This is a genomic window from Bradyrhizobium ferriligni (genome assembly GCF_056837965.1).
Map to the genome: position 1 here is coordinate 1 of NZ_JBXEJO010000100.1, position 13453 is coordinate 13453.

At 63.0% G+C, this 13453-nt stretch carries 12 protein-coding genes; 9 read left to right on the forward strand and 3 right to left on the reverse strand.

The features are described 5' to 3' along the window. The coding region (locus AC1VNY_RS38530; RefSeq protein ID WP_482409076.1) for an autotransporter family protein at positions 1-1026 on the forward strand (1026 nt) is incomplete at its 5' end. A gap of 874 nt (positions 1027-1900) precedes the next feature. After that, on the forward strand, positions 1901-2137 hold the full coding sequence (locus tag AC1VNY_RS38535) for a hypothetical protein (RefSeq protein ID WP_482409077.1): 237 nt from the start codon (positions 1901-1903) through the stop codon (positions 2135-2137). 157 nt (positions 2138-2294) lie between these two features. On the opposite strand, the gene AC1VNY_RS38540 is transcribed toward AC1VNY_RS38535, so the two are convergent. Beyond that, positions 2295-4346: a tetratricopeptide repeat protein gene (locus tag AC1VNY_RS38540; RefSeq protein ID WP_482409078.1), complete on the reverse strand. Its 2052-nt coding sequence runs from the start codon at positions 4344-4346 to the stop codon at positions 2295-2297. Between AC1VNY_RS38540 and AC1VNY_RS38545 the strand changes: the two genes are divergently transcribed. The 7 genes from AC1VNY_RS38545 to AC1VNY_RS38575 all read left to right on the forward strand — a co-directional run bounded on the left by AC1VNY_RS38545 (position 4345) and on the right by AC1VNY_RS38575 (position 10945). Next, positions 4345-4590, forward strand: coding sequence for a hypothetical protein (locus AC1VNY_RS38545; protein WP_482409079.1), 246 nt, complete (start codon positions 4345-4347; stop codon positions 4588-4590). The two genes, AC1VNY_RS38540 and AC1VNY_RS38545, sit on opposite strands and share 2 nt — an antisense overlap. 244 nt (positions 4591-4834) lie before the next feature. Beyond that, positions 4835-5752, forward strand: a complete 918-nt coding sequence (locus AC1VNY_RS38550) for a formylglycine-generating enzyme family protein (protein ID WP_482409097.1) — start codon at positions 4835-4837, stop codon at positions 5750-5752. Further along, positions 5752-7461 carry an arylsulfatase gene (locus tag AC1VNY_RS38555; RefSeq protein ID WP_482409080.1) on the forward strand — a complete coding sequence of 570 codons (1710 nt, stop codon included), beginning with the start codon at positions 5752-5754 and terminating at the stop codon, positions 7459-7461. The genes AC1VNY_RS38550 and AC1VNY_RS38555 overlap by 1 nt, the downstream gene beginning before the upstream one ends. Before the next feature lie 72 nt (positions 7462-7533). Next, positions 7534-8547, forward strand: coding sequence for an HAD family hydrolase (locus tag AC1VNY_RS38560; protein ID WP_482409081.1), 1014 nt, complete (start codon positions 7534-7536; stop codon positions 8545-8547). A gap of 30 nt (positions 8548-8577) precedes the next feature. Beyond that, a complete protein-coding gene (locus AC1VNY_RS38565) occupies positions 8578-9870 on the forward strand; it encodes a DUF3300 domain-containing protein (RefSeq protein WP_482409082.1) in 1293 nt (430 codons plus the stop codon). A 309-nt stretch (positions 9871-10179) separates the two neighbouring features. After that, entirely contained in the window at positions 10180-10389 is a 210-nt protein-coding gene (locus AC1VNY_RS38570; protein WP_482409083.1) for a hypervirulence associated TUDOR domain-containing protein, read from the forward strand. Continuing rightward, positions 10382-10945 carry a DUF488 domain-containing protein gene (locus AC1VNY_RS38575; protein ID WP_482409084.1) on the forward strand — a complete coding sequence of 188 codons (564 nt, stop codon included), beginning with the start codon at positions 10382-10384 and terminating at the stop codon, positions 10943-10945. Before AC1VNY_RS38570 ends, AC1VNY_RS38575 begins: the two co-directional genes overlap by 8 nt. 41 nt (positions 10946-10986) lie before the next feature. On the opposite strand, the gene AC1VNY_RS38580 is transcribed toward AC1VNY_RS38575, so the two are convergent. After that, complete coding sequence (locus tag AC1VNY_RS38580) at positions 10987-12141, reverse strand: caspase family protein (RefSeq protein WP_482409085.1); 1155 nt, start codon at positions 12139-12141, stop codon at positions 10987-10989. Between the two features lie 74 nt (positions 12142-12215). Continuing rightward, a complete protein-coding gene (locus AC1VNY_RS38585; RefSeq protein WP_482409086.1) occupies positions 12216-13448 on the reverse strand; it encodes a hypothetical protein in 1233 nt (410 codons plus the stop codon). Between the last annotated feature and the right edge of the window lie 5 nt (positions 13449-13453).

The window sequence follows — 13453 nt, forward strand, 5'->3', positions numbered from 1 at the left end:
GGTGGTGGTGGTGGCGGAGCCGACGGTGGCGGCGGCGATATCCCCGACTACCGAGAGGAGACCTCACTCTACGCGGCAATTCCGTCGATGACGCTGTTGTACGGACGCAGCCTGCTCGACACGCTGCATGAACGCGTGGGCGAGGAGGAGGACGAACGTTTCCGCGCCAATCCCGAGAACGCCAGGGTGGGATGGGGTCGCGTGCTTGGGGTCAACGGCGTGCATCAGGGCGACAGCTTCGGCGTGTTGGGCGGCGAAGCCGGACCGCACTTCAGCTATGATTTCCTGGCGCTGCAGGCGGGCATGGATGTCTATCGACACGACAGTCCCGACGGTTCGCGCGACCAGGCGGGGGCGTATTTCGCGATCGGCGGCGCGCGCGGGCGGGTCACCCATTTCGATGGCAGCCAGGGTGACAACACCTTCGCCGCCTACACGCTCGGTGGCTACTGGACGCATTTCGGGCCGACCGGCTGGTACATCGACTCGATCCTGCAAGGTACATTCTACGACATCACGAGCAGCGCAAATCGCGGCCTTCCGCCGCTCAAGACCGGTGCTCAGGGTGGTGCTGCGTCGGTGGAGGGCGGATATCCCTTCAAGTTCGCCGGCGGCTTCTTCATCGAGCCGCAGGCGCAACTGGTGTATCAGAACATCCACATCAACGACGCCAGCGACATCGCGGCGCAAATCCGCTTTGCGGACGTGGATTCGCTCGCGACCCGGATCGGTGCCCGATTTGGCCGAACATGGGCGGTCGATGACAGTCCGCGCACGCTGACGGCCTGGATTCGTCCGAGCCTGTGGAACGAATTCCTCGGCAACCCGAAAACGCTGTTCTCGTCGGACACCGGCTTCGTTCCATTCCAGGCCAGCCTCGGCGGCCTGTGGGGCGAGATCAATGCCGGCATCAGCGGACAGGTCACCACGAACACGTCGCTTTATGCCAACGCTTCCTATCAGAGCCGGTTCGACGGTGGCGGCTTCTCCTACAGCGGAAAAGCCGGACTGCGCGTTAACTGGTAGAAGAGGAGCGCGATGACGTAACGCCGACCCGGACGGGGTCGGCGTTCGCACTCGCGCGGACGTCAGACGCAAGCTCGCGTACCGAGCGGCGCGCCGCCTCGTTACCGCAACTCGCGCGGACCAAACCAAGTTGATCAGTCGGTCCGCGATCTCGAGCTCGAGGAGATGCCTAACAGACCCTCACGCTTTGCTGAACATACGCGTAACCGTTCCACACGTTTCGCGTCTGATAGCAGGAGTTGTAGGCCGTCGCGGCTCCGATGGCTGCGCCAGTCGCCAAACCGGCTGCGGCAGCTCCGGCGCCCCAACCGCCTCGATAGTAACCGCCACCGCGGTAATAGCCGCCGCCGGCCCAACGTGCGCGGCCGCCGTGCCAGCCGTCGGCATGCCGCGTGCCGCCGCCGTGCCAACCAGGCCGCATTCCTCCGCCGTGGAAGTGAGCCGATCGAGCGCCGGCTCCTCCTCGCCGGGCCTGGGCGTCATAAGGAAGTATCATTGCTGCAGATGCGATGAAGCTGAGAACCAGCAAAGCCTTGGTTGGTCGCATATCCGGACTCCTTACAAGGGTGTCGCGACCAATCCCGCTGAACGAGCTTCGTTCCGTTTGTTCAACTGCGTGCCACGTTGGCACAAACTGCATATTCGGAACCGAATGCACGTCCAAAGCAGAGCGTCGGGGCCTCGGAGCGCAAGCACAACTCGCGGCAATTGTTGAACTCGATCCTTCGGACATCGGCGGCGGGAGGGCGCAAGGCAGGTACGAACGTGTTCGTACCTTGATGACCTTCCTGCGTGAAACAATGCTGATGCTCACGTGCCGGCGCAGCAGGATTGGCGACCTGGTACGGCAGCTGGTCCACTAGAGGAGACGACCATGTGGAAGACAGGAGTGCTTGGCGCGTTGCTTTTGCTCGTCGCGGTTCCGGCAAATGCGGCTCCGAAGAATGGTGGCAAGAATGTCGATGCAATTCGTGCTGAATGCTTCAGGCAGGCGAATGAAGCCGCTGCCGCCGGCGGTGCGAACATGACAAGCGGGGCGACTGCCGCCCGAAACTCGGCGGGCTATTCCGCCTATCGGGATTGCGCGCGAAAGAACGGTATTCGCCCGTAAGCATCGCTTTGGTTTGCGCTAACCCATGGAGGGCCGCCTTCGGGCGGTCCATTCCATGTGCAGATGCAGCAAGTGAACGGCGACGGCGGGATGGCCGTCGAAAGCCGAACCCATATGCAAAATTGTCGGCTGAGCGGCGCCGAAACGGCAAGGGAGATCAGCTCGCGACGAGAGCTTGAGCTTTGCGCAATCCGGTCATGAGGGCGTCGACAACCTGATCGGCAGCACCGTTGCGGCGCAAGAAGCCGGCCGGATCGCCGGCCAACGCTTTGTATTGCGACATTCCTTCCAGGGCCGTTTGGGTCGCATCGCGGTGTCCCAACTCTGCGTTCGCCATCGCAATCAACAGCTGGCTGAATCCGGAATCACGCAACGATGCCGTCTCGGCAACATCGAGCATCTGCTTGTATTCACCCTTCAAATAGAGGTCGATCGCGATGAAATGAAAATACCAGCCGGGGGGATGCATCGTACGCTCGATCGCGCGTTTGAGCATCGGGACTCCTTCCGAGAAGTTTCCGCGGATGGCAAGTCGCCAGCCGAATTGGGCAAGTATGTCGGGGTCGTTGGGGTTGAGATCGATCGCCAGATGGCTGATGCGATCACTATCGGCGTAACGTCCCGTGAAATGGTAGGCCGAAGCCAGGGCCTTCAGCGCCAGGGGATTGTTCGGCTGCAGGGCGATGGCGCGCGACGTCGCGTCAAGGGCCTTGCCATACTCCGTTTGCGGGTTGCCGTCGCCTGAATAGCCCAACCGTCCGGCGTCGAGATGCAGCCACCCGAGCATGGCCCATACATCGCTATACTGCGGATCCCGCTGAACAGTTTGCTGAAGGCACTGCATGGCCGGATCGAAGTCGACGCGCCGGAACGTGCTGCGATAGACCTGAGCGCGCAGGACGCAGAGATAGCTTTCCATATTCCTCGGTGGATCCGCGCGAATGTCGTTTCTGACCACGCCGTAGGATTGGCCGACGACAGTTGCGATTTCGCCCGCGAGCTCGCGCTGGACATTCATGAGCGACTGAGGATCGAACGGTCGAGCATATGTCCGCATCCATACGATCTCGTCGTTCTCGGCGTTGAAGACGGTTGTTGTGACTTGCACTTCCTCGGCGCTGGTTTGAACGCTGCCACGTACGACATAGGAAGCACTCAGACGAGGCGCTGTGTCGCTTTTTGCGGAGGGCGCATTTGGGGGCGACGTGTAGAGCCGGAATCCTCCGAATCGAAACAGGTTGCTGGTCAGTTCCTGCCCCATGCCGATGGCGAAGAGGCGCGTGTTCTCCCCGGGAGTGAGTGGCTCGAATGGCATCACGAGGACCGCGGGCTCGCGTGGCGTCATTGGCGACGGAGGCGGTCTTGCTGCAAGCCATATCCACGCCACCACGCCGGCTGCCAGCGCGGCGGCGATGGGCGCATAGCGCCTGATGCCGAGCTTGGTCGTCCAATTCGAACGTGTAGCAGCGGCAGTTGTCGAACGATCGTGGAGCTCGAGGGCAGGTTCGCGAGGTGAAGCGTCGGCAATATGCATCTTGTGCCACTCAAAATGGGGCACATAGGAGCCTTTTGGAATTGTGATGCGTACCGGATCGTCCCGGCCCGAATCCACGTAGTAGCTATCGAGGTCGCGGCGCAATCGTCGAGCTTCAAGACGGACAACAGGGTCAGCCTGGGGATCGAAAGAATGGTCGCGCCGAAATACGGCCAAGGCAATTGTGTAGCCTTTCAGGCTTTCAGCGCGGCCTGCGAGCGTCTCGTCGACGATGAAACGAAGGAAAGCTTGCCGCCGTTCGCTCGCCTGGAAATGCGGACTCGAGAGGATGCGGTCCAGCTCTTTCGCTACATGCGCTGGCGGCACCGCGGAATCATCACGCGGCCGGACATCGGCTGAACGGCTAAGGGCATCGTGAGCGAAGGGTACATCAGGCATCAACCGGTAACCCCAATCGTCAATCGACCGTAGGCCTTCCCAGTCCATGTTGCAACTCGTAAGCGAAGCAAGCAGCCGGCGCTGATGCGACAGCTTTCGATCATCAGAACAATGAGTTCCCGATGGCAGCGACAGCTGGTCGCATCGGCCTTGAAGCCATCGCGCCTTGAGGCAGCAGCGCGCAACGGGCGTCACGCCGTGTACGAACATGTTCGTACCTTGAAGCCCCAATGAACCAGCAGCAAAGGTCATGTTGGCCACAAGCGAGTTCATCATGGAGGAGTTCCGCGCGATTGTGACCCGCTTTCCGCAGCGCGAATTCGAAATTCGGCGCTGCTTCAATCGCGATGCGCAGTTTAGAGCGATTTGCGCAGATTATGACGAAGCTGTGAAAGCGCTTCGTCGTTGGCAACAAGCGGCAAAGGATGGCGATCGCGAAGGAAGTCGGAAGGCCGCGGACTACGAACGGCTGGTTGCCGAACTGGAAGCCGAGGCCCTGGTTCATCTGAACCGGCCGTGATCGAGGGGGCATTCGCATAACTGGAGCAGTGCGTGAACAATACGATTCTCATCAACCTTTCGATATCGGGCGCGCTTGCCGGAGCAGGATGCATGCTGCGAGCGATCAGACACAGGACCTGGGCAAGGATGCAACCGAGCCGACCAAGCAAGCAATTCGCTACAGCGAATAGCTGGAGGCAACGTTCGTGAATATCGCGCAGAGAGCGGTCGCGAACGTGAACGAAACCCTCGCCTCCGACAGCATGTTCATTCCCGGCGGCACGTTCCGCATGGGATCGGATCATCATTATCCCGAGGAAGCTCCATGCCACACGGTGAGCGTCGACGGCTTCTGGATCGATCGAACCCCGGTGACGAACCGGCAGTTCAAGGAATTCGTGCGGGCCACCGGCCATGTGACGTTCGCCGAAGTGGCTCCCGATCCAGCGAACTATCCCGACGCGCTGCCGCATCTGATCTTCGCCGGCTCGCTGGTCTTCACGCCCCCGGATTATCCGGTCGATCTGCGCGACTACAGCCAATGGTGGACGCTGCTCAAGGGCGCGAATTGGCGACATCCCTACGGCCCCAAGAGCAACATCAAATCGCTCGACGACCATCCGGTCGTCCATATCGCATACGCCGACGCGTTGGCCTACGCCCGATGGGCCGGCAAGGATTTGCCGACGGAAGCAGAGTGGGAGTTTGCTGCGCGCGGCGGCCTCGATGGTGCTGAATATGCCTGGGGCGATGAATTCGTGCCGGGCGGCGTGCATCAAGCCAATACGTGGCAAGGTCACTTTCCGTTCGAGAACCGGTGCGAGGACGGCCATGCGCGCACTTCGCCGGTGATGACCTATCCGCCGAACAGCTATGGCGTGTTCGACATGATCGGCAATGTCTGGGAGTGGACCTGCGACTGGTGGGCCCCGAAACACCGCGCCGATGCAAAGAAAGCCTGCTGCATTCCCCAGAACCCGCGCGGCGGTTCCGAACATGACAGCCACGATCCGTCGCTGCCGCTCAGCAGGATACCGCGCAAGGTGATCAAGGGCGGCTCGCATCTTTGCGCGCCAAACTATTGCCGGCGCTATCGACCGGCGGCGCGCCATGCCGAGCCGATCGACACGTCGACCAGCCACCTCGGATTTCGGTGCGTAACTCGTCCAGGGAGAAAGTGATGACTGAGAAGAAAATGACGAAAGACGTCAGCCGCCGCAATCTGCTCGCGGCCTCGAGTTCGCTCGCCACCATCGCCGCCTTCTCGGCCATGGCGCCCATCCAGACAGCGCAGGCGCAGGCCACCACCCCGCAGCCGTCATCCTCTGCCGGCGGAGCAAAGCCGAACATCATCCTGATCCTGTCGGATGACTTTGGTTACGGGGACTCCGGCCCCTACGGCGGCGGTGAAAATCGCGGCATGCCGACGCCGAGCATCGATCGTCTGGCGGCTGAAGGAATGCAGTTCATGTCTTTCTATGCGCAACCGAGCTGCACGCCGGGACGCGCCGCTGTGCAGACCGGCCGAATTCCAAATCGCAGCGGTATGACGACAGTGGCGTTCCAGGGGCAGGGCGGCGGGCTTCCTGCAGCAGAATGGACGCTCGCCTCGGTCGTGAAGACCGGTGGTTACAAGACCTTCTTCACCGGCAAATGGCATCTCGGCGAGGACGATTACGCGATACCGAACGCCCAGGGCTACGACGAGATGAAGTATTGCGGGCTGTATCATCTCAATGCCTACACTTACGCCGACCCGACGTGGTTTCCCGATATGGACCCCGAACTCAGGGCGATGTTCACGAAGGTCACCAAAGGCGCTTTGTCCGGAAACGCCGGTGAGAAGGCGAAGGAGGATTTCAAGATCAACGGCCAGTACGTCAACACGCCGGACAAAGGCGTGGTCGGCATCCCCTTCTTCGACGACTATGTCGAGAAGGCCTCGCTCGAATATCTGGATCGCAACAAGTCCTCGGGTCCGTTCTTCATGAGCATCAACTTCATGAAGGTGCACCAGCCGAACATGCCGGCGCCCGAATTCCAGGGCAAATCGCTATCGAAGAGCAAGTTCGCCGACTCCGTGGTGGAAAACGATACGCGCATCGGCCGTATCATGGACAAGGTGCGGTCGCTCGGGCTCGACAAGAACACCTATGTGTTCTGGACGACCGACAACGGCGCCTGGCAGGACGTCTATCCGGATGCCGGTTATACTCCGTTCCGCGGCACCAAGGGCACGATCCGCGAAGGCGGCAACCGCGTGCCGTCCATCGCGTGGGGGCCGGGCATCAAGGCCGGTACGAAGAACTCCGACATCGTCGGCGGCCTGGATTACATGGCGACGTTCGCAAAGCTCGCCGGCGTGAAGCTGCCGGAGAACGATCGCGAGGGTAAGCCGATCATTTTCGACAGCATCGACATGTCTCCGATCCTGTTCGGGTCCGGAAAGTCGGAACGCAAGAGCTGGTTCTTTTTCACCGAGTCCGAGCTTACGCCAGGCGCAGCGCGCGTCGGCAATTACAAGGCAGTGTTCAACCTGCGCGGCGATGACGGCGTCAAGACCGGCGGTCTGGCGGTCGACAGCAACCTCGGCTGGAAGGGACCGGAGTCCTACGTGGCGACCGTTCCCCAGGTCTTCGATCTCTGGCAGGATCCGCAGGAGCGCTACGACATCTTCATGAACAATTACACCGAGCGCACCTGGATCATGGTCACGATCAATGACTCGATCAAGGATCTGATGAAGACCTATGTGAAATATCCTCCGCGGAAGATTCAGAGCGAGACCTACGCGGGACCGATCACGATTCAACAATACGAACGCTTCTCGTTCTTCCGGGATGAGCTGGCCAAGCACGGCTTCCATATCGGCCTGCCCACCGGCAACTGAAATCCACAGAACGGCCCCGGATCGCGGGGCCGTTCAACTCTTGCGAACGGTCGAACTGGAGGACAGGCGCCTGTGAAGAGAAGCTTTGTCGATCGCCGAAAGATCCTGGCAGGTCTGCTGGTGTCTGCTGCGACGCTGTCGGTCTCGGGGCGGTCTGCCCGGGCCCAGAGTGAACCTCTTCCGTCCTGGAATGACGGCCAGACGAAGAAGTCGATCCTGGACTTCGTCTCCGCGGTGACGAGGGAAGGGGCGTCGGATTTCGTGCCGGCGCCGGAGCGCATCGCGACATTCGACAATGACGGCACGCTCTGGTGCGAGCAGCCGATGTATGTGCAGCTCGCCTTTGTGCTGGACCGGGTCAAGGCGTTGTCCGGCAAGCATCCGGAATGGAAACAGAAACAACCATTCAAGGCCGTCCTCGACAAGGACATCGCAACGCTGGCCAAGGCGGGTGAGAAGGGCCTTGTTGAGCTTGTCATGGCGACCCATGCCGGCATGACCACCGCCGAGTTCGAGCAGATTGCCAGCGACTGGATCAAGACGGCGCGTCATCCGAAATTCAACAGGCCCTATACCGATCTCGTCTATCAGCCTATGCTCGAATTGCTCGGATATTTGCGAGCCAATGGTTTCAAGACCTTCATCGTCTCCGGCGGCGGCATTGAATTCATGCGCCCGTGGAGCGAGCGTGTTTACGGCATCCCGCCGGAGCAGGTCGTGGGATCGACCATCAAGACTCAGTTCAAGGTCGGCAAAGATGGGCCGGTTCTGATGCGCCTGCCGGCCATCGATCTCGTCGATGACGGACCCGGCAAGCCGGTCGGCATCAACTCTCATATTGGCCTCCGGCCGATCGCAGCCTTTGGCAATTCCGACGGCGACTTCCAGATGCTGCAGTGGACCACCGGCGCGCGCGGCCGCCGCTTCGGCCTGATCGTGCATCACACGGATGCCGAGCGCGAATACGCGTACGACCGCAAGTCTCCCTTTGGCAAGCTCGACAAGGGGCTCGACGCGGCGAGCGCCAATGGCTGGACTGTCGCCAGCATGAAGGATGATTGGAAGCGGATATTCAGCTTCCAGTAAACCGGGACATAAGGAAAGCGAGGAAGCATAATGAAGATGCGACTTCTGAAATTGCATCGCTTCACCCTTGTTGGCGCAGCGCTGGCCACCGGACTGATGATTGCCTTTCCGGCATACGCCCAGGCCCCAACGGCCACGCCGCCGACGCAGAACCAGGCCGCGGCGCCAGCAGCGGCTCCGGCAAAACTTCCTGACGGACAGATCGAGCAATTGGTGGCGCCCATCGCGCTCTATCCGGACGCGCTGCTGTCGCAGATCCTGATGGCGTCGACCTATCCGTTGGAAGTCGTCGAGGCGGCGCGGTGGTCGCAAGACAACAAGACCGTCACCGGCAAGGCGCTCGAAGATGCCATGCAGAAGCAGTCCTGGGATCCGAGCGTCAAGGCCCTTACGGCGGTGCCGCAAGTTCTGCAGATGATGAACGACAAGCTCGAATGGGTGCAACAGCTCGGCGACGCATTCCTCGCGCAGGAGCAGGACGTGATGAGTGCCGTGCAGACCCTGCGCCAGCGCGCCGACGCGGCCGGCAATCTCAAATCGACGCCGCAGCAGAAGGTGACCAAGAGCGCGCCTCCCGCCGGCGTGACCGCGCCGTCGGGCATGCAGCAGGCGATTTCGATCGAACCGGTCAATCCAGACGAATATTACGTCCCGGTCTACGATCCCGGCGTCGTCTACGGAGCCTGGGATTATCCCGACTATCAGCCGTTCTATTGGTCTCCGCCGGGTTATGTCGCCGCGGGCGTGATCGGCTTCACCGCCAGCGTGGCCGTCGGCGCGGCGATCTGGGGCGGCTGCAACTGGTGGGGCCGCAACGTCTACGTCAACGTCAACCGCTATAACCAGTTCAACCGCACCAACATCAGGACCAACAACTGGGCTCACAATCCCGCGCATCGCGGTGGCGTGGCCTATCGCGATGCCGGCGTGGCGCGGCGCTTCGGCAGCGGCAACACGCCGGCCGCGCGCGAAGCCCTGCGCAATCGGACCGGCGGACCCGGCGGCAAGTTCTCGAATGCCGGCGCAGGCCGCGCCAAGGCCGCAGTCTCGCAACGCACCGGCAATCGTGGCGCCAGCATATCCCGAACCAGCAGCCGGAACGTCACCCGCGCCCATACGCGCGCGGGCAATCGCGCTGCGGTCTCGCACAGAAGCGTAACGCGCACGCGTGTCGGTGGACGCGTCGGCGGCGGCCGGCCGGCAGCGATCCGCGGTGGCGGTATGCGGGCTGGTGTCGGTGGCTTCCATCGCGGCGGTGGCGGCATGCGCGCTGGTGGCATGCGTGGAGGCGGCGGCTTTCATGGCGGTGGCCGCCGTCGCTGAGTGGCGAGATCGCCGAACGGCGTGACCATCCTCACCAGGATGCGATCGTCGCAGGTGGCGGTCTATGGGGACCACCGTCCCCCGGATCGCAACGATCCGACGTGTCCTTCTGCGGATGAAATCCTGGTTGAACTTACGTGCCCCAAGGGCCATGAAATGTCCGGCGCGCCGGGAGACACTTGAATCTCAACGCGAGGCCGGAACTTGATCGGCTGCGAGCTCGTTTGCTCCGGCAGGCTTTTTTAGTCCCGTGCCGCCGATTGGCGTCGTATCGTGCGAGCAATTCCGCGCCATAAGGAGGCTTCAAGCATGACCAGGAAATTCAAAGTCGGCGATCACGTCAGCTGGAATTCCGAGGCCGGCCGCGTCTCGGGTACCATCATCGCGGTTCACACCAGCGATTTCGACTACAAGGGGCACACGCACCGTGCCTCGGAGGCCGATCCGCAATACGAGATCAAGAGCGACAAGACCGATCACGTCGCGGCCCACAAGGGCAGCGCGCTGCATCATGCCTAGCAAAGACGTGGCGCTTCCGTTCTTCACGATCGGTCATTCCACCCGCAGCCTCGAGGATTTCATCGCTCTCCTCGGCACGGCCGCGATCGACCGCATCGTCGACATCCGAACGGTGCCGCGGTCGCGAACCAATCCGCAGTTCAACAAGGATACGCTGCCCAAGCCGCTCAAGGCCGCGGGCATCTCGTATGAGCATCTGGCCGATCTCGGCGGGCTCCGCGGCAAGGCGCGAAGCGTGCCGCCGTCCGTCAATGGATTCTGGACCAACGAGAGTTTTCACAACTATGCCGATTATGCGTTGTCGCCGCAGTTTCATGCGGCGCTCCAGCATCTGCGCGACGAGGGGCGCCGGCAACGCTGTGCGATGATGTGCTCGGAAGCGGTGTGGTGGCGCTGCCACCGCCGCATCGTCGCCGACTATCTGATTGCGTCCGGCGAGACCGTCGTCCACATCATGGGGGAGGGCCGCCTCGAGCCCGCCCGTCTCACCGAAGGCGCCGTCGTCCAGGGCGACGGCACGGTGGCCTACCCGGCGACGGGTGAACTGGATTTATGAAAGGGGGCGAGGCTTGCGGCTGCACCATCGCGCCGCGCCCCTCACTCCACGCTGCGCTTCCAATAGCCGGTGCCGAGCTTGCCGGTGATGACGGCAGTTGAGTCGCGGATCTCGTAGGAGCCGCCGTCGCTGTAGTTCCTCAGTCCTCGCAGAGCATGCAGTGTCCAGCGGCCGTTGGCGAAGCTGACGGTGCCTTCGTGCGGGCGCGCGGCGCGCGCGGGCTCGGTGTGGAACCTGTAGGTGCCGTCGGCCATGATCCGCCAGATCCAGCGTGACTGGCCGCGACCATCCGGCACCATGATCTCCCAGGTGCCGACCAGCGCGGGATCGATCGCGCCGGCTGACGTCGTCGATGGCGCCGACAATGCGGCGGCTGCCGGCGCAGCGTTCGCCTGTTTCGTGGCGGCGGCGTCGGCCGGCGGCGCGGCCACGAGATAGATCGCCTTGCGCGACAGCGAGCCGTACACAAACGGCTGCTGCGCGTTGCGCGTCGCCTCCATCACGTCGTCGCGGACGTTGCGGAACATGAAGGTGACCTCGACGCCTGGCGTCTCGATGTTGCGGAGCAGCGCCGCGGCGAACGGGCTGTTGCGGCCGTCGCCGTCGAGCGCAATGGTGCCGTCGCGCGCTGCATAGGCGACCAGCACGTTGCCGACCGGCTCGATGCGGCCGAGCCCGCTGCCGGCAGCGGCGCGGGTGGCGAGCGAGCGGCTCATCTTCGCCGCGAACGGATTGTTGCGGCAGGCATCGAGGATGACGAGGCCGAGACTTCCGGTGTTGGCGACCTGCAGCATCACGCTTTGCAGGCTGATCGCTTCATTGGCGGCGTCGGTATCGCGCTTCAGCTCGGCATCGACCGGGATCAGCCAGTTGTCGCCGTTGATCTCCATGCCGTGGCCGGCGAAGTACACCGCCGCCATGTCGGCGCCGGCGGCATTGCGCCCGAATGCGATCAGCCCGCGCCGCATCTCGTCGAAGCCTGCATTGGTGATGAGCGTCACGGCAAAGCCGAGGCGTTGCAGCGCGGCTACGATATCGCCGGCATCATTTGGCGGATTGGACAGCGCCGGCACGCTTTTGTAGGCGCCGTTGCCGATCACCAGCGCCACCCGCTTGCCGTCGGCTGCAGCCGGCGCGGCGAAGCCCGCGAGCGCCGCGGCAACGGCCAGTCCCGAGACAAACGCGCGGCGGTTCATGCGGGCCCCGATCGGAGGTGACCGGCGCATGGTAGCGTAGCGGGCGCGATGCGGCCACGGAAATGGCGGCGCGATCAGGCCGCCTGCTTCGGCGTCCAGACGCCGGCCGGCACCGGCTCGGCTGGCAACAAACTGGCGCCGGCGGCGCCCGCGATCGACATCGTGATTTCATGGATGTCCTGCACCGACCGCTGCATCGAGAAGCGCGGATAGAGTTCGCGCAAGGTGGTCGCGGCCGCCGCCAGCGCCGCTGAGGGATCGGCCAGCACGGCCTCGACGGCGGCGGCGATGCTGATCGTGTCCTGGCCGAAGCTGAAGCGGGCGAGATGCGGCATCTCCGCGGCCGAGAAGCGGTTGGCGTCGAACACCGGCACGGTGCCGGCGCCGAGCGCGAAGAACACCCGGTCATGCACCGACAGATCGATATTGGGATTGAGCGAGACCGCTGCAAGATAGCTGCCGAGGCCTTCGCGCATCGCATCGAACGTCATCGCGCCGAGCACGCGGGCCGGACGCCCGCTGACGTCGAGATCGCTCCAGCCGCCGCCGATGAAGTCGACCGGATAGTCGGCGAGCACCGCGCCCACCTCGCGGGTGCGCACGCCTCGTGTGTAGTTGTCGAGCCGGGTCAGGATCACGTTGAACAGGTCGCTGCCGGGTTTCAGATAGACCAGATGCTGCTCGGCGACGTCGACGATGATCTTCGGAAATGCGCCGCAGGTCTTGCCGCGCGCCTCGGCGATCGCGTCGAACAGCAGCGCGAAAAGCTTTGGCGGCATCGTCTTGCGCCAGCCGCGCTCGAGCGCCACCGGATTCCAGCCGGACTTGGCGAAGATCAGCCGGTCGTTGCGCTTCTCGGGCGGCAGGCCGCCGAAGAAGCCGGGATCGGGAATGCCCATATGGGTCGCGAACACGGCGCCATTGGCCCCCAGATGATCGCGGTTGAATGCGGCGTGGTCCGGAAACACGTAGCCATGCGCGGTGTAGCGGCTCTCGAGCCCGTGGCGCCGGGCGAAATAGCAGGGATGATCGCAGAACCAGGTGAAGACGGGGATCTGGGCCACGTCCCAGAACAATCTGCCGTCCTTGGTGTGGATATCGAGTCCGATGCCGGAGAAGCCGAGCGCCATGGTCTCGGCGCGCCGCGGCAGCAGGGCGTTGAGCCGGGCCGAGAAATCCGGCGCCAGCAGATCGAGCATCTTGACCTCATGCCCGAGCCGGTCGAGCTCGGCCGCCGCCATCGCCAGAATGCCGCGCAGCGAATCATAGGTGGTGTTGCTGGAGTACAGGACGCAGATCACGGACATGGGAC